Here is a 21,396-nt window from a genome sequence, read left to right on the forward strand (position 1 = left end):
AGCTTAAGCTTTGATAGCCTCTACCAGCATTTTTGCATTGGCAGTAATGTCGGCTAAATATTGTTCAGTTACAGATAGTTTAGTATTCACCAACGCTGTACCCATGCCAAACCCTACAGCTCCGGCCTTTTTATACTCGGCTATATTTTGGAGCGAGATGCCTCCTGTTGGCAATAGTGGTATCTGCGGTAAAGGGCCAGTCAGATCTTTGATATACGCGGGTGAAGTTGCCGGGAATACTTTTACAATGTCTGCACCGCACTTATAAGCCCTGTAAACTTCTGTAGCTGTATAAGCTCCAGGTATGCTTACCACACCAAGGTCTTTAGCGGCCCGTATCACCTCCTGGTCAACAACGGGCGACAGCACAAATTTAGCACCGGCCGCTACCGCGTCGCAGGCTTCCTGTACTTCAAGTACAGTGCCCGCTCCAATTACCATTCTATCTCCCATCCTTTCGCTTACCTTTTTAATTACAGCTAATGGCGAAGCCGAGTTTAAGGTAATTTCAAGTATACGGATGCCACCGGCGTATAATGCTTCGGCTATCCTGGATACCTCATTGGGATCAGCGCCCCTGATTATAGCCACTATTTTATGCTCAAGTATTTGCTCAAGTGTAGACATGTGTAAAGCTTATTTAAGATCTATCTTCAGTATTTTATCATTAGCTGTTATAAACAACGTCTTTTCATCGGATGAGAAAGCGCAATTAGAGGTGATGGCATCGTTTATAAAACGGCCCAGTACTTCCCCGTGTTTGTTAAATATCCAAAAGCCGCCCGGTCCTGACGAAAACACGTTGCCATTTTTATCTATCTTAAGGCCGTCAGGCATCCTGAAATCATTTTTAGTATACCGCGCAGCGTTAAAAAATATCCTGCCGTTCGCCAGGTTACCATTTCTATCAACATCATATACATACCAGTATGGCTTTTTAGCATCAGAGTTGGCTATCAGCAACCGCTTTTCATCCGGGAAGAAAGCAATGCCGTTTGGCCGTGTAATGGTGTCAACCAACAGTGTAACGCTGCCATTTTTAGCTATTTTATACACACCCTGGTACGGCGCTTGTTTTGAACTATCCTTCACATTTTTTTCAAGGCCATAGGGTGGATCGGTAAAGTAGGTATCGCCATTGCTTTTAATCACAACATCATTCGGGCTGTCAAATTTTTTACCCTTATAATTAGTAGCGAGTGATGTAAAAACAGGTTTAGGAGAATTAACAGGCACATCCATAACAGCTACGCGCCGGTCGCCATGCTGACAGACAACCAGTTTCCCTTCGGCGGTGAGTGTAAGGCCATTTGACCCCATCTCGCCGCCGCGGGGTTTATTGCCTGTGTAACCAGATGGTTCGAGATAAAGCTCTTTGCCTCTTTGAGCCGTCCATTTGTATATTTTGTTATTGGGCACGTCAGAAACAAGCAGCATTTGTTGGCTTTCAACCCAAACCGGGCCTTCTACCCATTTAAAACCATCGGCAATAACTTCAATTTTACCATTGGTGTCAATGATGGCGTCTAGCCCGGGGTGTAATCTTTCGATTTTACCGTTGATATATTTTGCTGCAGATTGGGCAAATAATGGGCTTTGCAGCAGCGAAGCTGATGTCAGTAACGTGATACTCAATAATTTAATCTCAGTGACCGTCAAAGGGAATTTTTTAAAATGTACTATCAAATTATGAAAGGTAAAAATAAAATTATAAAATACAATCGATTGAAGAATATTCATTACTATAGCTTTCAGCTGAAATTATAATTTTATGATGTATTTAATCACTTTAGCATAAAATGATATTTGCACCATTTTTTACTATCTCTATTATCGTGCTTGCTAACGTAGTCTTCAACTATAAAAATAACAAGGTACAACTCCACCAACGTGAGTTATTGATTGAAAGATTAAAAAACAAAATTGTCTATGACCTGCCGGGCATTAAATGTGATTTCATTTTGATTGGTCAAGGCCGTCACGATTATCGTTTTAACCAATGCGACATCTATGTAACAGATGACGCTTTAATAGTATTGGGTTACGGCTTTCTTTTAGCGAAACTTCATTGCCGGCCGTTGATATTTACCAAGAACGTAAATCATTATTCTTATGAATTTCCGGGAGCTAATGTAATAATGCCGGATAAATTTAATCCATATTCGGTTGACAGTGAAGTATATATTGAATTTGGGCAAGCCGGGTTCACTTCAACCAATGTTACTTATAATTTGAAGGGGATTCCGGAAGAGGGCCGGAAAAAAATGGAAATACTGATACCTTAATATTTAACCTTTTATGATTCGACTTGTACTATTGATCATAATTTTTCTTATCTCGCTGCTAAACTTTTTTGACGCCCCTACCAATAAGTTATGGTTGCTGGCCGTGCTTGTTAACTGCTACCCTGTTATTTTCGCTGTAGTAACAGCGCTGATAACTTCAGGCGCATTTATAAAGCAACGCTTTAAATGGGCGGGCAATATTTTAGGTATTATAACAATCGCAATTTTCCTGTCGCCGGTATTAAGGGCTTATGATATAGCGAAGACAACGCGAGCGGAAATGGTAACTGCGCTGGGGGAAACAGCGGTTTTTCCTGTAGAAAACAGACCTTTTATGTTCAGCAAATTATTTAAGGTAAATAACGTAAAGATCAATCCCGAGACACTTACTTATACTACTTATCCTGGCTTTGAGCTAAAACTGGATTATTATGCTTCGGAATTATCCGGCAGCAGACCCTGTGTAGTTGTAGTACACGGCGGCTCGTGGAGCAGCGGCGACAGTAAACAACTACCTGAGCTAAACAGTTACCTGGCACACGTTGGCTATAATGTGGCAGCGATAAATTATCGCCTTGCGCCAGTTTACCAGAATCCTGCCCCGGTACAGGATGTAAAAGCCGCCATAAATTACCTGAATAAAAATGCCGTAAAGCTAAATATTGATACGGGAAAATTTGTACTGCTTGGCCGCTCCGCAGGCGCACAGGTAGCACTGCTGGCGGCCTATACATTGAATAAGCCTGCTATAAAAGGCGTAGTAGATTTTTATGGTCCTGCGGACATGGTTTGGGGATATTCGTTACCGGCAAATCCCTGGGTAATGGATTCACGCGGTGTAATGGCAAAGTACCTGGGTGGCACCTTTGAAAAAGTGCCACAAAATTACACAGCCAGTTCCCCAATTGAGTTTGTAACGCCTCAAGCGCCGCCTACGTTGATTATACATGGCAAAAAAGACGTGCTGGTTGCCTACGGCCATAGCGAAAGATTGAGTGCTAAACTGCGACAAAACGGTGTAAAACATTACTGGCTGAAAATTCCGTGGGCTACCCATGGCTTCGACTTTAACCTGAATAGCCCCGGCGGCCAACTATCTACTTACGCCACAGAGGCTTTCATAAATACAGTTACAAAATAGGGTAAATAGCATAGTACTATTTGGAATGGTTTTTGCAACATATGTTTTAACATGTATTCAGCTAAACTCTTCAATTTATGTGCAAGCTCGTAATGATAGATGATAACCCGATGGAACACCTGATAGCGGAACGGATGTTCGAGAAATACGAGGTTTTTCCGGATGCTGCCCACAGTCTTGACGGCAGCATTATCATCGACTTTTTACACCAGCACAACCGAACTGCAAACGTATTGCCCGACGTAATATTTCTTGATCTGAACATGCCCAAATTCAGCGGATGGGATTTTTTGCAACACTACGAAAAGCTTTATCCTTCCCTAGCCAAAAAAACAGATATATACGTAGTTTCATCTTCAGTAGACATTGAAGATCAATCACGGGCGGAGCAATATCCTTTTGTTCGCTCATACCTGCGCAAACCCTTGCGAAAGGAAGTGCTTGCCCACCTCTTTTCCTTATATGATCCGCGTATCACCAGGGCGAGTTAAGATCTGTTAATTGGTTACCGGACGCCGCATCATATAATGTAAAATATTATTGGTTTGCGTGGTGTTGCCCGTAGTGCTTTGAGTAGCCACGGCATATGCGTTAACAAAAATCCACCCCTGGCCTGCCATGTAATTAAGTGCATCAATAGTTGAATTAAAACTTACTACTTTACCTGCTTCGTCTTTTAAACGCGTATCACTAAAAAACTTGGTAGGCTGTCCAAAATCAACCTCAATGGTAACTTTTTTACTAAACAGTTTCGGAGTTGAGATAATCATGCAATATTGCTCAGCCGGTTTTTGAGCAGCAGCTTCAGTTTGTGCAAAACAATACACTGGTATCGTCAGCAATACAATAAGTAATAGTTTTTTCATGGTATTTGGATTTAAATCTTAAAGCTATAGAAATTTAGTTTATTAAAGAAGCATCCTATTCCAACGATCCGGCTTACGTCTGCATTTTTGCAAGCCTAAATTAAGTTTCCGTTCAGGCACCGGTTTCGCAGAAATGTCAGGTGATTTCCGCATAAGCATAACAGAACCACTGCTACTAAAACACTGATCGTAATGTATCTTTTAGTAAAATGGAAATATTGTCATAGCTGATATCTGGTCCGGTTATTTAACCTTGATTTAATTGTAATTACTATTTTAAACGACGTGAGTGGCTATACGTAAGATACTGATATTTTTACGTAATTTTGAGTTAAATTTATAGTATATTATTTCGTAAAAAATGAGAAAAAGATTTACAACACTTCTTACCGCATTTGCTTCGCTGGTAGTTATATCTTCGGCGTTTGTTGCCTGTACAAAGTCGGAGCCTGTAGAGCCTGGTATACCTGTAGTGCAGGTGCCGGCCATGCTTTCCTTAACCGGCACATGGTCGTCTTTAGGTTTAGCATCAAAGGCCGCGTTGGAAGTAGCACAGCAGGATATTAACACTTATCTTGATGGCAAGAACGCAGGGTTCCGTATACAGCCGCTTGTTGCTGATTCAAAACTCGACACCACTGTAGCTAAGCGCCTGTTTATGGAGGCTGTAAATGGTCGCTACAGCTTTTTGATTGGTCCACAGTCAAGCGCCGAACTGGCCGCTATTAAACCATTGGTAGATAAGGCACAGGTTGTCGTTATAAGCCAAAGCAGTACAGCTGGCAGCCTCGCCATAGCAGGAGACGCTATATTCCGTTTTTGCCCATCAGACAAGGTTGAAGGCGCGGCAATGGCTAAAACCATAAATGAAGATGGAATCAAAGGCGTAGTAACCGTGGCGCGTGATGATGCGGGCAATAAAGGCCTTCAATCGTCAACAGGTGCCGAGTTTACTAAATTGGGCGGTGAGGTTGAAGCATTGGCACCTTATGGTACCGCAGAAAATATTGATTTCGCGCCAGTTGTAGCCAACATAAAAGCTAAGGTATTAGCGCTTACAGCTACGCACGGCGAGGGGCATGTTGCTGTTTACCTGGCCTCATTTGATGAGATTAAAAATCTTTTTAAAGCTGCTGCCGCAGAACCTGTATTAAAAAATGTTAAATGGTATGGCAGTGATGGTGTTGTACAAAGCGCGGCATTAACGAGTGATGCCGTAGCAGCTGATTTTGCTATCGCTACTGAATATTTTGCACCTGCTTACGGCCTTTCACCTGCTTATGAGTCAAGATGGAAGCCTATAGCTGAACGTATTAAAAAAATAACCGGCAACGAGCCTGACGCTTTCGCACTGGTTGTTTATGATGCGCTTTGGACCATTGCCCGTACAGTTGAAGCAAGCAAGACAACCCCGGTTGAAACCTTCGCTCAATTAAAAACCTTGTTTACCACAACCGCTAACAAAAATGAAGGCATTACAGGTCCTGATGTTTTAAATGAAGCCGGCGACAGAGCAGACGGCACATTTGATTATTGGAGTATAGTTAAAGAAGGCAGTACCTACAAATGGGTGTTGACCGGAAAATCAAACGATTAAGTAATATACCGGCTAAAAGCGGGCAACGGCAAAGCGCTGTTGCCCGTTTTTAATTAAACGTAAATCAAAGTTTATATAACGGAAAGGCAATAACTATGAAAATGTTTCAGCAGTTTTTAGTTTTATCCGCACGGAAACGTGGCTTTCATTTAATTACAAACGAAGTACTGCAGGCTTTACCGCAAATACACGAAATTAAGGCCGGCATGTTGCAGGTGTTTATACAGCATACTTCAGCTTCTCTTACCATCAATGAAAATGCCGATCCAACAGTTAGAGCCGACTTTGAGATGTATTTTAATAAAGCGGTGCCCGAAAACGATCCGGATTATTTGCATGACGACGAGGGTTCTGATGATATGCCTGCACACCTGAAAGCCGCAATGTTAGGTAATTCGGTATTGATACCGCTGCATAACGGTAGGCCGGCGCTCGGTACGTGGCAAGGCATCTACTTGTGCGAGCATCGTAATTATGGCGGCCGACGTAGTTTGATAATTACAGCCTGGGGTAACTGATAGCCAAGAATTTCACATAGACACCAATATATGACGTTAAATATTTATAAAAAACTTATGGTATCAGCCTTGTTGTGCCTCGGAACCACCTATTCAGCCCTGGCACAATCAAAAACCCAGACAGAGGTTAACGCTGATTTAAGCGTATACCGTAAACAAATTGATTCGCTTGATAAATTACTTATACAAGTATTGGGAAACAGGCAAAGAGTTGTGAAAGAAGTAGGGATTTATAAAAAGAAACACAACGTACCTCCCCTGCAGCCGGCACGCTTTAAACAGGTACTCGACCGTGCTATCATCTCAGGCGAAAAGGAAAACCTTTCTGCAATGTTTATAACTGAGCTTATGAATGCCATACATAAGGAAAGCCTGCGTATTGAAGCTGACAGTGTATTAAAGCACTAATTGTACATTTAGGTAAACAGCTGCACTTCGGGGCATTGCTTTAACACAAAGCACGTATCTGGTATAGTTTAATCCTGATAAACTACTGAAAGATAACGTTGCTGAATAGTACGATAAAACAATGCCATCAATGTCAATACGGCTACTATGAAAAAAGTAACTATTTGGTAGTCGGCGTTATACAGCCATAAAGCGCTCGCTACAACCAGCATCCGTAAAAATTCTACCGCAAATATCCATTTCTTTTGCTCCATTATTGCGCCGCAGTTGATAAGCGTAAGGATAGTGAGACCGGTAAACAAGAATCGTTCGCTGGCACCGAAGTCAACTTCGTAGTAAATAAACCCGAATAGTGCGAACAGCATAGCTATAACCTGCCATATTACATAAACGTTTAAGCGTTGTTGCAAAGGCTGTGGCTGTTGTTTTACGCCAAAAATACGTTCGGCTTTGTCCCGCATTTCAGGATCCATCAGCATTGGGCTGCCAAACAACACTTTTAATTTGCCTTTCAGCGTCCTTTCTGATCGCATCATTAAAATGATTTCAATTGGGTAATGAAAATGCTGCCACAGAAAGCTGTAGGTACGTAATTGATGCGTTAATCCATAAACCGGCTTTTCATCTTCTTTTTGAAATGTGCCAAAAATTTTATCCCAGATGATAAGCACATCGCCATAATTTTTGTCAAGGTACTGGTCATTACAGGCATGATGCACGCGGTGATGTGATGGCGTTACCATAAAATACTCAAGTATACCCAGTCTGCCTATTACCTGGGTGTGCACAAAAAACGGATACAAGCCGTGTATAAGCAACATAACAGCTATCATAGTAGCCGGAAAACCTAATATGGGCAATACACACCAAAACCCCGTACGTACAATAGATTGTAATAGCGTAATACGCGCTGATACCGTATAATTAAAATCTTCACTTTGATGATGCACAACATGTACTGCCCAAAGAATATTCATTTCATGTGCCAGGCGGTGATACCAGTACCACACAAAATCGGTACCTAAAAAAAGCAGTATCCACATAGCCAATGTTGGCTTTATATTAAATATGCCGAAGTTTTTCTGCAGGTAATCATATACCCCATATAACAGTGCTACCGTAAGTATATCCGTTAACCGCTCCAATATGCCAATGCTCACATTGGCTATTGAACGGTGCAAATCAAACAATTGCATTTTCTTTTGCCGCGATACAAAGTATTCTAAAAACATGAACACTAAAAAAAGCGGAATGGCAAACGCAAGATATTTATGATCCATCAGTTTTTATAATAAGTGTCATTTACTATACTGTTAAGCCGCCAGTTTGTTTTTACCGTGCCTGCAAATATAGTATTTGTAATTAAAGTAGAAAGACACGCATTATGTGTAAAGGTTTAATTTTGAGCCAAATGCATAAAACAGTCGGTTAAAAAATGTTATCTGATGGAGGTAAATTATTTAGTAAACGCGTAATTAAGTAACTTTACGAGATATGGGAAAATTTGAAGTGCCTGATAAAGTGCTGTACGTATGTACCGGCAGCAAGTGCGCAAAGCGGGGCGGGAAAGACCTTTATAAAATGGCTAACAGTTACGTTAAACACACTAAGGGTAAAATTGATATTGAAGTGATACGTATAGAATGCACAGACCGGTGCAAGTTTGCACCGGTCTGTAACATACAGCCAGAAAATATCTGGCTAAAAGAATATTCTGAAAAAGAAGTGCTGCGGCTATTGGCAGGCTTGTTAACCAAATAAGCTTATTCGTTATCGTATTTTATTTTGCTTACGTGGTGGTCAATTTCCCAACGGCCGGTTCCGGCTTCACCTATTACATCAAATAATTCCAGGGCACGGCGGGCCTTGTATTCTTCCTCGCGCTGCTCTTTAAAGAACCAGTTTAAAAACTCAAGGGTTACATAATCCTGCTCTTTGTGGCAACGGGCAGCAATCGCTTTAATTGATTCGGTAACACTTACCTCCTGCTCCAGCGCATCTTCAAATACTTCACGGAATGAATTGTATTCAATTTTTATATTGGTTACTTCTGGTGAAATTGCTGTTCCGCCCATATCTAAAACATATTTGTAGAATTTTAGCTGGTGAGCGCGCTCCTCTTCTGACTGTTTAAAAAAGTAGTCGGCTGAGTTATCAAAACCATTACGATCGCACCATGATGCCATGGCCAGGTATATTGATGAAGACTGTGCTTCTTTTTTAATTTGCTGATTAATAGCGGCTTCAACACCTACTGATAATAAGCTTTGTACGCGGATGATATCTTTCATGATCTAATTGATTTAATCATTTATAACAATACAAAAATAATGCTATAAATAGTTAAACAATTAAATATTAACAATATGGAAACAATCTAAGTACAATTAAACAGCTGTACGATACAGGCGGGTGCAAATGATATTGTTAAGTTCGAGCATAACAAACGTACCTTGCAAAAGCTCTTTAAAGGCAATGATTTGTGTGAGGGTAAGTACATAAGTATCATCGCAGGCACATATAAAAATGATCTCCATGTCGGGCGATGAACTGTCGAGCAGGCGCTTCTCAATATCAATAACATTGATAGCTTTATTTAGCTTTAAAAGGCAACGGTAATCAAAACGGGCTAGTTTCCCGGCGAAATCAATATACCAGCAACTCTCATTATCACATTGATAGATAGCACCTGCTTTAGTAGTAAAGACTTCCGTGAATTCCGTAGCGTACGTTACCTCTGTTACCTCCATCAATATTGTAAATTGTATTGCAAAAATAGCACTATTTAGATTAAATCCAAACGTTATTGAGAATTATTCTTAATTATTATACTAACCTAATAGCTAATCAATATTGAAAACCTCAATAAAGAATAGCACCGATAATTACAGAGAGGGTACTTTTATGCCAAAAACGTCTTTTAACGCGCGTTTGGCAGCATGGTAGCCACACATACCGTGCACGCCACCGCCCGGCGGCGTAGAGGATGAACAAATATAAAGCCCTTTTGCCGAGGTTTTGTAAGGCGAAAGGCGTAATGCAGGGCGCGTAAATAACTGGCCTATGTCAATAATACCACCATTAATATCGCCGCCAATATAGTTTGGATTATGATTTTCCATTTGCGCCGTATTAAAGGTATGTTTTGCCAGTATAATATCTTTAAATCCGGGAGCAAACCGTTCAACCTGATTTTCGATAATGTCAGACATATCCCTAATTGAGCCATTAGGAACATGGCAGTAGGCCCATGCCGAATGCTTGCCGGCCGGCGCTCGCGTATCATCAAATATACTTTGTTGTGATAGTAACACGTAGGGCTTCTCGTAATGATGGCCGTGGCCTGATGCTTTTTCTGATGCAACAATCTCCTCAAATGTACCGCCCAAGTGCAGGGTACCCGCTTTCCGGCACCCCTCTGCGGTAAACGGGATAGGCTCATCAAGCGCCCAATCTATTTTAAATACACCATCGCCGTACCGGTACCGCTCAAGTTGCCATTTATATAATGCCGAGAATTTGTGTCCGGCTATTTGCATTAACTGCTTTGGTGTAATATCAAACAATACAGTATGAGAAGATGGCAACTGCGCCAACGATTTCACATAGGTATTCACCTCTATTTTGCCGCCAAGCGATATAAAGTATGCCGCCAGTGCGTCCGCAATGGTTTGCGAACCACCCTTTGGTATAGGCCACCCACCCAAATGTGCGTTGGCCATTAATACCAGGCCGATGGCCGAGGTGGCAATATTTGACAAAGGTTGTATGGAGTGTGCGGCCATGCCGGCAAATAAACCCTTGCCTTCTTTTGTTTTAAAGCGTTTTGCAAGCATTGTTGATGGCTGCATGGCCAATAACCCGAACGCGGCTAACGCGAAGGGTTTAGCCGGGAAAGTTAACGGCCCCAGCACATCCGCGGCCAGGCCGGGCCAGTTTTTTACTATCGGCCGCATTATATCCAGGTAAGTTTGTTCGTCGGCGCCGAGTGACCGTGCTGTCTCTGCTACCGAACGTGTGACCACCGCGGCTGTACCGTCATCAAAAGGGTGGGCTGCGTCTATTTCAGGAAAAATGTATTGCAGGCCATGGTTGGCCAATGGCAACGTTTTAAAAAACGGAGAACCATAAGCTAAAGGATGAACAGCCGAACAAATATCGTGTTTAAAACCGGGTAAAGTCAATTCGGCTGTGCGCAGGCCGCCGCCTATGGTTGGCTTAGCCTCAAGCACCAGTACCGATAGTCCTTGTTGTTGCATTAGAATGGCAGCCGCCAAACCATTAGGGCCCGACCCTACTACTATCGCGTCATAATCACGTTTGTTCAACTTCATCTTTACCGTGTAAAAGCCGTTTGTTCAAGCATAACAAAGGGGTAAATTTAATGTTTACCCCTTGCAAATTAACCAATTTTAAAACTAATATAATTATGCCGATCTTTTGCGGTTATCATTCAGTGCCGCATGGTTTACCGCTGAAAGCATCCCGCCTGTAAATGGGTTACCATCTAAATTACGCTCAATATGCCGCCACACTACACGTTTTGATGTATCGATTACATAGGTTGCAAGCAATGGTACGTTTACATCCACGCCCGAAAAAGTATCCCACGCAGGGCTATCCTCAGCAAACACACCGAAGCTTTTAGCGATGCTGTGTTCTGGGTCAAGATAAATATTTAACGTGAGGCTATGCTCCCATGCTAATTTTTCCGTGTGTTCTTCGGGGCTAACAATTAGCAAACTTCCGCCGCTCGCATTAATCGCAGCCTGCAAATGGTTAAGAGTTTCTATATTTTTATCCGCATGGCTGCCCCATTGCGGTGAGCAGAATGATACTATCAAAGGCTTCTGAAGTAACGCCTCTATCTCATTAAAGCCACGCGCGGTAGCACCATTATAAAACCGCTGCCATGCGGATTGATGATTCTTAAAATCGAAAGAAACATAGTCGCCGGGTTTAGCCGGACTTAAAGGCTGGTAAGATTTATGGCCAAATTCGATTTGGTTGGGAATATCGTACCGATTGAAATGTGGATATTTATTTATTGCAGATAACATGATGAACTTAGCTAATGTAACGAAATGAAAAATGTACAGAAAACGTGTTGAGCACGTTTAACAACAACAACAACACATGGGCAAAGCTGCCATCAGGCGATGCACTAATGTGCTTTTAGCTGATATGTTGTTTAAATAATTCATTGTAATACAAATATACTATAAAATCTATTAAACTAGTAGTCTTTTTAAAAAATAAAAAAGCTTACGTCACTAAAGTGTTTACGCTAAATTTCCGGTAATCAGTTAAGCAATAAATATCAGGTGATAAAAAACATGAGCGCACAAAGCCGCTCATATAAACGGCTTTTGTGCGTAGGGTAAATAAATGCTATTGTCCTTGTGCCAGTGAGTAGCCTATCTTGCCGTCAAATAACATCAGGTATTCTATTGAGCATACTTTAATGTCGTCTGAAAGATTAGCTGCTATTTCAAAAAGATCACGTTGAGATAAAGTAGTGCCCTCGGTACGCTCAAAGCGTATACGAAACTGGTTTACCAGTTCGGTATACATTGAGCCGGTTGGCCAAACCTGGGTTCCGCGGTTTGAGATCATAATCAACTCAAACTTATCATTCAACTTACTTTTTGCAATTTCAGCAATTTCAGCCGGTTGCAGGGCTGATTCGATAAACACATCAACACCTTGTATTTCTTCTTTTACATCAGGGGCGGTAATGGTTATTTTATTTTTTTCGGGGTGGAAATCAAAGTTAGCTTTACATTCAAAATTAGGATGCGCTACTACCCCACCCTGCGACGGGTATTTGCCCAGATTTTTAATAATGGCATCGGCAAAGCCCTGCGTATTAACCGATGTTGTATTCCGGTTGCCAAAATCGCCGGTATGTATGCCCTGTTCCAGGGTGTACAGCAGCGCGTTTTCAATGCTGGCAGCATTGGCAGTTAACCCTAAAAAGCGCAACATTGATATACCTGATAGCAGCAACGCTGTCGGATTGGCAATACCTTTTCCGGCAATGTCAGGTGCGGTGCCATGCACAGCCTCAAAAATAGATATATTATCGCCTATATTTGCAGAAGGCGCAAAACCTAATCCGCCTACTAATCCTGCACAAAGGTCAGATACGATGTCGCCCTGCAGGTTGGTGAGCACAATAGCCTGGAACATTTCAGGATGGGCAACCAGCTTCATACACAGGTCGTCAACAATAATGTCGTAAGCCTGTATCTCAGGATATTCTTTGGCTATCTGGTAAAAAGTTTCTAAAAATATGCCGTCGGTAAGCTTCATGATATTGGCCTTGTGGCCACAAGCAAGCTTTTTTAAACCCTTACGGCGCGCCAGTTCAAAAGCATAACGTATTACCTGCGCCGAGCCGGGGCGGGTAATTATACGACGGCCCACAGCAACATCATTGGTAAGCATATGCTCAATACCGCCGTAAGTATCTTCAATATTCTCGCGAATAATGGTCAGATTGATCTGCATGCCCGCATTTGAAAACACGGTGTTCACGCCGTTCAGCGTACGGAAATCGCGCTGATTGGCATATGTATTCCATACTTTACGCGCGGTAACATTAATGCTCTTTACACCCTTGCCTTTAGGGGTTTCCATTGGGCCCTTAAACAGGATCCCCAAATTTTCAATGGTTTCCTTAGCTTTCTCAGTCATACCGGTGGAGTGGCCCGCGTCAAAGAACGATTTACCCATCTCTACAAACTCATACTCAAGCTGCACGTCGTTTGCTTCGAATATTTTTATTACGGCTTCCATTATTTCTGGACCGATACCGTCCCCGTTGGCTACTGCTATTTTGGTCTTCATTGAAAATAAAATTATGTGGTCGAACATGCGAATGTACGCATTATAAACCCCTTTTTGAAGTGAAACAGTAAAATTGATACATAGTTTTTAAAAGATTTAAGGTAAACTTGCACCATATCAAATGAAAGCATTCTACGGAGATTTAAAACTTGGCATATTGGGTGGCGGCCAGTTGGGCCGCATGCTGATACAGCAGGCGATAAACTATAATGTAACGGTTAAAGTACTTGACCCTGACCGTGAAGCCCCCTGCAGGAAACTGTGTGAGGAATTTGTGGTTGGCAGTTTAAGCGATTACGATACTGTGTACAAATTTGGCAAAAAGGTTGACCTGCTTACTATTGAAATTGAAAAGGTAAATGTTGAAGCCTTAGCAAAATTGGAAGAAGAAGGCGTAATGGTTTATCCGCAATCGCGCGTTATACGGTTGATACAGGATAAAGGACTTCAAAAACAATTTTTTAAGGAGAACGACATTCCAACTGCCGAATTCCAACTGATATCTTCTCCTGAAGATTTACGGAACACTGCATTCACCTTTCCGTATATACAAAAACTCCGCAGGGATGGTTACGACGGTAAGGGCGTATATAAAGTAATTGACGCGAATGATCTGCCCGGCGCATTTACCGAGCCAAGCCTTATTGAGCGCTTTGTTGATTTTGAAAAAGAGATAGCGGTGATTGTGGCGCGTAACGAAAGCGGTGAAGTAAAAGCTTTCCCGATGGTAGAGATGGAGTTTAATCCTCAGGCAAACCTTGTGGAGTTCTTAATAGCGCCTTCTACCCTGCCATTTGAGATTCAACAGGAAGCCGAACAGCTTGCAAAAAAAATAGCCGAAGATCTTAAAATAGTTGGCTTATTGGCTGTAGAAATGTTTTTGGAGAAGAACGGCAGAATACTGGTAAATGAGCTGGCCCCCCGCCCCCACAACAGCGGGCACCAAAGCATTGAAGGTAATACTGTATCGCAGTTTGAGCAGCATCTACGCGCTATATTTGACCAGCCGCTTGGCGACACAGCCTGTTTGCATAACGCCATTATGATAAATGTATTAGGCGAAGAAAGCCATGAAGGCCCCGCTGTGTATAAGGGCATTGAAAAGGTGTTGAAATGTCCGGGAGTATATGTGCATTTATATGGCAAAGCATTAACAAAACCCTTCCGTAAAATGGGACACGTCACGATTGTTGACGTTGACAGGGAAAAAGCAATTGAGAAGGCGCGTTACGTACAGCAGACTTTGAAAGTTGTTAGTTAATCTACCCGTCATTGCGAGGTACGAAGCAATCTCTAAAGATGCTTAATCGCACCTTTAAGTCGGATATATAGAATGGAGATTGCTTCGTACCTCGCAATGACGGGCGCGAAGCAAAAAAAATAGATAATCATGAGCCAACCCCAAATAGGAATTATAATGGGCAGCAAGTCAGACTTAGATGTGATGCAGGATGCTGCTGATGTATTGAAGGAACTTGGTGTTCCGTATGAAATAACCGTTGTATCGGCGCACCGCACACCTGATCGTATGTTTAAGTACGCCAAAGAGGCGCATGGCCGCGGTATAAAGGTGATTATTGCCGGTGCCGGTGGCGCAGCGCATTTGCCGGGCATGGTAGCATCATTAACTCATTTACCTGTTATAGGTGTACCGGTTAAGTCGAGCAACTCTATCGACGGCTGGGATTCTATACTCTCTATTTTGCAAATGCCTAACGGTATCCCGGTTGCTACCGTGGCCCTAAACGCGGCTAAAAATGCCGGTTTGTTAGCCGCACAAATTATTGCTACAGCAAACGAAAATATAACGCAAAACTTAATAGCCTATAAAGAAAGCCTAGCCCAAAAGGTTGAAGAATCTGCGCGGGAAATGCAAAGTGGGATTTAGTTCTGTGCTTTAAGTTGTAAGTTCGGTGTCAACTTCAATCGCTTTAACTCACAACTTAAAACTAGTTTAACGACGGGTTCTCAGGAAAGTTGGCTATATGCGCATACCGGTTGCCCAGGCTTATCACAATTTCGCGCCAAAGGTTATTATCATTACTCGAAAATATCAGGACGGCGTTAAACCGGTTGGCTACTATCCAGGTGTCTTCCAAAAGTTCATCATCCAGTTGTCCTTGTGTCCAGCCTGAGTAGCCGGCAAAAAACTTTATTTCGTCTTCGATTAACTGGTAGTTGCTTATTAATTGTTTAACCACCTCGTAATCGCCACCCCAAAAAATATTATCCCATATTTCAATACCGCCCGGTATTTTATCAGGGCAACGGTGAATAAAATGCAGTGTATTTTTGGCTACCGGGCCACCCTCATACACCGGTATTTCTGAGTATGAAACATCCGGCAGCACATCGCCAAGCAAAAACTCTCCCTGATGGTTTAACACAAATCCCATAGCGCCTTCTTCGGAATACTCGGTAAGTAAAATTACCGACCGCTTAAAATTTGGATCCATCATGAATGGTTCAGATATTAATAACCTGCCTGCAGCTGCCGAGATAGAGTTGAGCATAGTACTTTATTTATATGTTTTAACAAACGTTATTAAAATATGTTCACAACGTAAAATTTCATTCGGTAATATGTACGGTATAATTAATTTGTAAGTTTGCAATGATGGACAAAAAGGATTTATATCATTTACGGCAGGAATACAGCGCGAAAACGTTAACGGAAAAGGAGGTTTCTGATAATCCTTTTAAACAGTTTGATAAATGGTTCAACGAAGCGCTTGAGGCGCAATTACATGAACCGAACGCTATGACGCTGGCCACTGCCACTAATGACGGGCGCCCATCTGCCCGTATAGTTTTATTGAAAGGCTATAATACGCACGGATTTAATTTTTATACAAACTATCTGAGCCGCAAGGGTAAAGAGATAACAAAAAACCCATTGGGAGCACTGGTATTTTTTTGGGGAGAACTTGAACGGCAGGTACGTATTGAAGGCACCATTGAAAAATTAAGTAAGGAGGAATCAGAGGGATACTTCCATGCCAGGCCAAAAGGCAGCCAGGTGGGTGCACTTGCCTCACCACAAAGCCAGGAAATTGCAGGCCGGCACGTTGTGGAAGAAAAATGGAAGCAATTGGAAAGTGAGTATGCTGACAAGGACATTCCTAAGCCATCTTATTGGGGTGGTTATGTATTAAAACCACGTTTAATTGAATTTTGGCAAGGCCGGCCCAGCCGCTTGCATGATCGTATTGTGTACAAGAAAATCGATAACAAAACCTGGAAAAAAGTACGTTTAGCGCCATGAGTTTTGATGATATTAAACAATTACTTACAGACAAATTTGGTGACGAAGTTATTGTAGGCGAAGAACGTACAGGCTTACAGCCCGCGCTGGTTATTGCCCCCGGCCACATAGCCGATGTTTGCCTTGAACTTCGTGATAATCCAAAAACCTACTTTGATTTCCTGTCGTGCCTGAGCGGTGTAGACTATGGAGTTGACGAGGCACGGTTTGGTGTTGTATATCATTTAACATCAATACCTTACAACCTGCAATTAACATTAAAGATTAGCACGATAAATAGTCGGGAAGAAACAAATTTGCCGTCTTTTCCGAGTGTTTCAGGTATATACCGCACTGCCGACTGGCACGAAAGAGAGGCCTATGATCTGGTAGGGATATTCTTTGAAGGCCACCCTGATTTGAGACGGATTTTACTGCCTGATGACTGGGAAGGTTATCCATTACGGCGCGACTATGAGACTGCGGCATATTATAAAGGGATTTACATTGATTTTGAGCCTAAGCCAGGGGATGAAAATACCCTGGCCCAGGGCGAGAAGGTACAGCATGAAAAGATGGGTATCGGGAACGGCCCGGAGGGTGCTTAAAACATAACGGTGCAGTAAAATGTAAAAAGGCTGCCCATAATGGGGGCATCGCAGGAAAATAGAATATCAGATAATAATAACAACATTCGGAATTGAACATTCAAAATTCGAAATACGAAGAAGCCCTGCAACGTTATCAAAAAAAGATAGCTAACGCTGCTACCGAGGACATGGTACTGAACATGGGCCCTCAGCATCCGTCAACGCATGGTGTTTTACGGTTAGAGCTGATTACCGACGGGGAATTTATAAAGGAAGTTATACCGCATGCGGGCTATCTGCACCGTTGTTTCGAAAAACATGCAGAATCGCTCACTTACCAGCAAACTATACCTTTTACAGACCGTATGGACTACCTGGCTTCAATGAACAACAGCCATGTATGGGTAATGGGTGTTGAGCGTATGTTGGGTATTGATAAAGAAATTCCAAAGCGCATTGAATATATTAGGGTGCTGGTTTGTGAACTTAACCGCATTGCTTCGCACCTCATAGCCATTGGTACCTATGGTATAGATATAGGCGCCTTTACCCCTTTTTTGTGGTGCTTTAGAGACAGGGAACATATTATGGGCATGCTTGAGTGGGCGTCGGGCTCGCGGATGCTGTACAATTATATATGGGTTGGCGGTTTGTTTTATGATTTACCGGTGGGGTTTGAGGAAAGATGCCGTGAGTTTGTAGATTATTTTAAGCCCAAAATGGCCGAACTCAACGGATTGCTTACTGATAACCAGATTTTCATATCACGCACGGCTAATGTAGGGGTTTTGCCCCTGGATGTAGCTATAACTTACGGATGTTCGGGCCCTATGCTGCGCGGATCTGGCTTGAAGTGGGATTTACGCAGGGTAGACAACTATTCGGCCTATCCCGAAATTGAGTTTGACATCCCTGCCGGAAAAGGCGAAATGGGTACCACTGGCGATTGCTGGGACAGGTATAAAGTGCGGGTAGATGAAATTGGTGAATCGTTAAAAATAATTGAGCAATGCCTTGACCGCTTGCAGAAAGACCTGAAGCGAACGCCTGAATTTGACCCGAGGGCTAAACTGCCAAAAAAACTCACCCCAAAGCCGCAGGATTACTACATGCGCGGCGAAGGCTCAAAAGGCGAACTAGGCTTTTACTTTATCCATCAGCAACGGCGCGAAACAGACAAAAATGGTAATGAGCGCCGCATGGATACCGAAATTCCCTTCCGGGCAAAAGCACGGGGGCCAAGCTTTCATAATCTTTCCGTTCTTCCTGAAATCTCAAGAGGCATTATGATTGCCGACCTGATTGCCATAATCGGGTCTATTGATTTTGTTTTGGGCGAGGTTGACAGGTAACAATTAGCTTACACAAGCTTTGCTATTTGCAAATATTAACCTGACAACGTCCTTCGTAACTTGTATATACAATTTTTACATTCGTTTGTCTGTACAAATGCTTGTTTTAAGGTAATTAAAGTCGTTAATTTGCTATATAAACATCTTTAGATGTTGTTATACCAATTAAGTTAATTCCTGCCTAACGAGGTAAGCTTTGCATTATACGATTATGAACAGGCAACTGTATTATATTTTATCTATCATCATAGGCGTAAGCCTGTTTGCTTACGCGTGCAATCCGTTTGGTAACAAACTGGCAGATGAAAAAAACGTGCCTGATGAGATAAGCTATAACTTTGATATCCGCCCTATTTTATCTGATAAATGTTTCGCCTGCCACGGTCCCGACGCTAATAAGCGCGAAGCAGGCCTGCGGCTGGATGTAGCAGAGGAAGCTTATAAGGCATTAAAAGATAATCCCAACTCGCGTGCGCTGGTTCCGGGCAATCCTAAACTTTCAGAAGTATTCAGCAGGATTACTACCGATGATTCTACTGCATTGATGCCACCGCCTGAGTCGCACCTTAAACGGCTTACCGAATACGAGGTAGCCCTGGTAGAAAAATGGATAAAGCAAGGTGCCAAATATGAAAAACACTGGGCATTTACAGCGCCAAAAAAAGCGGCTTTGCCCAGGGTAGACAACACCGAATGGCCAAAAAATGATATAGATTATTTTATCTTGCAAAAGCAGGAACAAAACGGCTTAGAGCCGAATACCGAAGCTGATAAAGAGAGGTTGCTGAAAAGGTTAAGCTTTGATTTGACCGGCCTGCCACCTAGTCTCGAATTGCAAACGAGCTTTTTGGCTGACAATAGCGCCAATGCTTACGAAATAGTGATAGACAAGCTGTTGGCTAGCAAAGCCTACGGCGAAAAGATGGCCCTCCACTGGCTGGATGTGGCCCGCTATGCCGACTCGCATGGTTACCAGGATGATAACTACAGAACCCAGTGGCCATGGCGCGACTGGGTGATCCATGCCTTTAACAAAAATTTACCTTATGATAAGTTTGTGACCTGGCAGCTGGCCGGGGATCTTTTGCCCAACGCTACCAAAGAACAACTGCTGGCTACCGGGTTTAACCGTAATCATAAAATAACTGAAGAAGGGGGCGTAATTGATGAGGAATACCGTGTTGAGTATGTGAGTGACCGCACAAATACCTTTGGCAAAGCGTTTTTAGGCGTAACGCTTGAATGTGCCCACTGCCACGATCATAAATATGACCCGTTCTCGCAAAAGGAATATTATGAGCTTTATTCGTTTTTTAATAATGTTAAAGAGGTAGGGCTTGAATCCGTAGTAGGCGGACCTGAGACATTTGCTAAAAACCCGAAGATGCAAATTACCGATGAGGACGCAAAAAAGATATTGAACTTCATAAATAAGCCTGACACTAGCAAGCTGTTTGTATCAGTTATGGGCGATAACACAGACAGCGTACGTAAAACTTATATATTAAACAGGGGCGTTTATGATCAGCATGGCCAGGTAGTAAGCCATAGTACACCAAGTGCCATACTTCCTTTTGATAAAAAACTGCCTAAAAACAGGTTAGGCCTCAGTAAGTGGTTATTTGATAAGCGCAACCCGCTTACCTCGCGTGTTTTTGTAAACCAGGTTTGGCAGGAGTTTTTTGGCAAAGGTTTGGTGAAAACCTCGGGCGACTTTGGCATGCAGGGCGAGTTGCCCAGCCACCCGGCACTGCTCGATTGGATGGCCGTAGACTTTATGGAGCATGGCTGGGACATCAAGAGACTGGTGAAGCAGATAGTTACTTCCGCCACGTACCGTCAATCAGCTATAGTTGCTAAAGATAAATTGGCTAAAGACCCGGATAATACCTACCTGGCGCGTGCACCGCGTTTTAGAGTACCTGCTGAGTTTGTGCGCGACATTGTACTGGAGAGCAGCGGCTTGTTGGTAAAAAAAATAGGCGGACCCAGCGTAAAACCATATCAGCCGCCGGGTTTGTGGGAGGCTGCCACTTCGGGCCGGGGTTTACTTACTGATTATGTGCAGGATCATGACGAAAAGTTATACCGTCGAGGCATGTATACATTTATTAAGCGTACCGTACCCCCACCCTCTATGGGTATATTTGACGCCAGTAACCGCGACCAGTGCGAGGTTAAAAGATCAACAACCAACACTCCGCTACAGGCCTTAATTATGATGAATGACCCTGCTGTACTTGAAGCTTCAAGGGTACTGGCTGTTAAACTGCTTAACGAAAAAACTACAACCAAACAAAAGCTTATCAAAGCTTTCCGGCTGATTGTTTGCAGAACACCTAACGAAAAAGAAATCGCCCTGCTGGAAAATTACCACATCAATCAGCAGTCGGAGCTAAAAAATAAAAAAGACAAGTGTAAACAACTGCTTAACGCCGGTGAATACCCCTTGCCCAAAAATGCCGACCTGGGCAGCGTAGCTGCCATGATGCAAACGGTGAATGTTATCTACAACTTGGAAGAGACTATAACGAAGACGTGAT

General features: G+C 42.7%; 23 protein-coding genes. 13 read left to right on the plus strand and 10 right to left on the minus strand.

Translation table 11 applies throughout. The features are described 5' to 3' along the window. Positions 1-3: 3 nt before the first annotated feature. Together DJ568_RS04590 and DJ568_RS04595 are read right to left on the minus strand one after the other, a co-directional pair. A complete protein-coding gene (locus DJ568_RS04590; protein WP_114004067.1) occupies positions 4-627 on the minus strand; it encodes a bifunctional 4-hydroxy-2-oxoglutarate aldolase/2-dehydro-3-deoxy-phosphogluconate aldolase in 624 nt (207 codons plus the stop codon). Positions 628-636: 9 nt separating this feature from the next. Continuing rightward, the gene (locus tag DJ568_RS04595; RefSeq protein WP_199560865.1) at positions 637-1,635 is read right to left on the minus strand and encodes an SMP-30/gluconolactonase/LRE family protein; all 999 of its coding nucleotides are present in this window, start codon (positions 1,633-1,635) and stop codon (positions 637-639) included. A gap of 164 nt (positions 1,636-1,799) precedes the next feature. Between DJ568_RS04595 and DJ568_RS04600 the strand changes: the two genes are divergently transcribed. From DJ568_RS04600 to DJ568_RS04610, 3 genes are all read left to right on the plus strand, one after another. After that, complete coding sequence (locus tag DJ568_RS04600; RefSeq protein ID WP_114004069.1) at positions 1,800-2,285, plus strand: hypothetical protein; 486 nt, start codon at positions 1,800-1,802, stop codon at positions 2,283-2,285. Between the two features lie 13 nt (positions 2,286-2,298). Then, positions 2,299-3,426 carry an alpha/beta hydrolase gene (locus DJ568_RS04605; protein ID WP_114004070.1) on the plus strand — a complete coding sequence of 376 codons (1,128 nt, stop codon included), beginning with the start codon at positions 2,299-2,301 and terminating at the stop codon, positions 3,424-3,426. Positions 3,427-3,503: 77 nt separating this feature from the next. Next, the gene (locus DJ568_RS04610) at positions 3,504-3,917 is read left to right on the plus strand and encodes a response regulator (RefSeq protein ID WP_114004071.1); all 414 of its coding nucleotides are present in this window, start codon (positions 3,504-3,506) and stop codon (positions 3,915-3,917) included. Positions 3,918-3,923: 6 nt separating this feature from the next. Here the strand turns inward: DJ568_RS04610 and DJ568_RS04615 are convergent, their stop codons facing one another. Continuing rightward, positions 3,924-4,292: a hypothetical protein gene (locus DJ568_RS04615; protein ID WP_114004072.1), complete on the minus strand. Its 369-nt coding sequence runs from the start codon at positions 4,290-4,292 to the stop codon at positions 3,924-3,926. A gap of 361 nt (positions 4,293-4,653) precedes the next feature. Here DJ568_RS04615 and DJ568_RS04620 point away from each other — a divergent pair, with 361 nt between their 5' ends. The 3 genes from DJ568_RS04620 (at position 4,654) to DJ568_RS04630 (ending at position 6,815) form a co-directional block, all read left to right on the plus strand. After that, positions 4,654-5,889, plus strand: coding sequence for an ABC transporter substrate-binding protein (locus DJ568_RS04620; RefSeq protein ID WP_114004073.1), 1,236 nt, complete (start codon positions 4,654-4,656; stop codon positions 5,887-5,889). 95 nt (positions 5,890-5,984) lie between these two features. Further along, positions 5,985-6,407: a secondary thiamine-phosphate synthase enzyme YjbQ gene (locus tag DJ568_RS04625; RefSeq protein ID WP_114004074.1), complete on the plus strand. Its 423-nt coding sequence runs from the start codon at positions 5,985-5,987 to the stop codon at positions 6,405-6,407. Between the two features lie 30 nt (positions 6,408-6,437). After that, entirely contained in the window at positions 6,438-6,815 is a 378-nt protein-coding gene (locus DJ568_RS04630) for a chorismate mutase (protein WP_114004075.1), read from the plus strand. Positions 6,816-6,883: 68 nt separating this feature from the next. Here DJ568_RS04630 and DJ568_RS04635 read toward each other — a convergent pair whose 3' ends face one another. Continuing rightward, the gene (locus DJ568_RS04635) at positions 6,884-8,095 is read right to left on the minus strand and encodes a sterol desaturase family protein (RefSeq protein ID WP_114004076.1); all 1,212 of its coding nucleotides are present in this window, start codon (positions 8,093-8,095) and stop codon (positions 6,884-6,886) included. A 214-nt stretch (positions 8,096-8,309) separates the two neighbouring features. Here DJ568_RS04635 and DJ568_RS04640 point away from each other — a divergent pair, with 214 nt between their 5' ends. Beyond that, positions 8,310-8,576 carry a (2Fe-2S) ferredoxin domain-containing protein gene (locus DJ568_RS04640; protein WP_114004077.1) on the plus strand — a complete coding sequence of 89 codons (267 nt, stop codon included), beginning with the start codon at positions 8,310-8,312 and terminating at the stop codon, positions 8,574-8,576. A 2-nt stretch (positions 8,577-8,578) separates the two neighbouring features. Here the strand turns inward: DJ568_RS04640 and DJ568_RS04645 are convergent, their stop codons facing one another. The 5 genes from DJ568_RS04645 to DJ568_RS04665 form a co-directional block, all read right to left on the minus strand. After that, a complete protein-coding gene (locus DJ568_RS04645) occupies positions 8,579-9,106 on the minus strand; it encodes a ferritin (protein ID WP_114004078.1) in 528 nt (175 codons plus the stop codon). Between the two features lie 96 nt (positions 9,107-9,202). Continuing rightward, on the minus strand, positions 9,203-9,565 hold the full coding sequence (locus tag DJ568_RS04650) for a hypothetical protein (RefSeq protein WP_114004079.1): 363 nt from the start codon (positions 9,563-9,565) through the stop codon (positions 9,203-9,205). A 135-nt stretch (positions 9,566-9,700) separates the two neighbouring features. Then, positions 9,701-11,149 (minus strand): phytoene desaturase family protein, encoded by a 1,449-nt coding sequence (locus tag DJ568_RS04655; protein WP_114004080.1) that lies wholly within the window; start codon positions 11,147-11,149, stop codon positions 9,701-9,703. Between the two features lie 93 nt (positions 11,150-11,242). Next, positions 11,243-11,875, minus strand: coding sequence for a peroxiredoxin family protein (locus DJ568_RS04660; RefSeq protein ID WP_114004081.1), 633 nt, complete (start codon positions 11,873-11,875; stop codon positions 11,243-11,245). Positions 11,876-12,206: 331 nt separating this feature from the next. Next, entirely contained in the window at positions 12,207-13,667 is a 1,461-nt protein-coding gene (locus DJ568_RS04665; protein ID WP_114004082.1) for an NADP-dependent isocitrate dehydrogenase, read from the minus strand. A 121-nt stretch (positions 13,668-13,788) separates the two neighbouring features. Between DJ568_RS04665 and DJ568_RS04670 the strand changes: the two genes are divergently transcribed. Both DJ568_RS04670 and purE read left to right on the plus strand, forming a co-directional pair. Beyond that, entirely contained in the window at positions 13,789-14,928 is a 1,140-nt protein-coding gene (locus DJ568_RS04670) for a 5-(carboxyamino)imidazole ribonucleotide synthase (protein ID WP_114004083.1), read from the plus strand. Positions 14,929-15,057: 129 nt separating this feature from the next. Then, positions 15,058-15,555 (plus strand): 5-(carboxyamino)imidazole ribonucleotide mutase, encoded by a 498-nt coding sequence (gene purE / locus DJ568_RS04675; protein WP_114004084.1) that lies wholly within the window; start codon positions 15,058-15,060, stop codon positions 15,553-15,555. Positions 15,556-15,616: 61 nt separating this feature from the next. Here purE and DJ568_RS04680 read toward each other — a convergent pair whose 3' ends face one another. Further along, the gene (locus DJ568_RS04680) at positions 15,617-16,180 is read right to left on the minus strand and encodes a YqgE/AlgH family protein (RefSeq protein ID WP_114004085.1); all 564 of its coding nucleotides are present in this window, start codon (positions 16,178-16,180) and stop codon (positions 15,617-15,619) included. A gap of 101 nt (positions 16,181-16,281) precedes the next feature. Between DJ568_RS04680 and pdxH the strand changes: the two genes are divergently transcribed. The 4 genes from pdxH (at position 16,282) to DJ568_RS04700 (ending at position 21,395) form a co-directional block, all read left to right on the plus strand. Further along, on the plus strand, positions 16,282-16,932 hold the full coding sequence (gene pdxH, locus DJ568_RS04685) for a pyridoxamine 5'-phosphate oxidase (protein ID WP_317047528.1): 651 nt from the start codon (positions 16,282-16,284) through the stop codon (positions 16,930-16,932). After that, positions 16,929-17,519, plus strand: a complete 591-nt coding sequence (locus DJ568_RS04690) for an NADH-quinone oxidoreductase subunit C (protein WP_114004087.1) — start codon at positions 16,929-16,931, stop codon at positions 17,517-17,519. Before pdxH ends, DJ568_RS04690 begins: the two co-directional genes overlap by 4 nt. A 98-nt stretch (positions 17,520-17,617) precedes the next feature. Next, positions 17,618-18,853, plus strand: a complete 1,236-nt coding sequence (locus DJ568_RS04695; protein ID WP_114004298.1) for an NADH-quinone oxidoreductase subunit D — start codon at positions 17,618-17,620, stop codon at positions 18,851-18,853. A gap of 211 nt (positions 18,854-19,064) precedes the next feature. Next, positions 19,065-21,395: a PSD1 and planctomycete cytochrome C domain-containing protein gene (locus DJ568_RS04700; protein WP_114004088.1), complete on the plus strand. Its 2,331-nt coding sequence runs from the start codon at positions 19,065-19,067 to the stop codon at positions 21,393-21,395. Position 21,396 lies beyond the last annotated feature (1 nt).

The sequence above is a fragment of the Mucilaginibacter hurinus genome, assembly GCF_003324525.1.
GTDB lineage: Bacteria > Bacteroidota > Bacteroidia > Sphingobacteriales > Sphingobacteriaceae > Mucilaginibacter > Mucilaginibacter hurinus.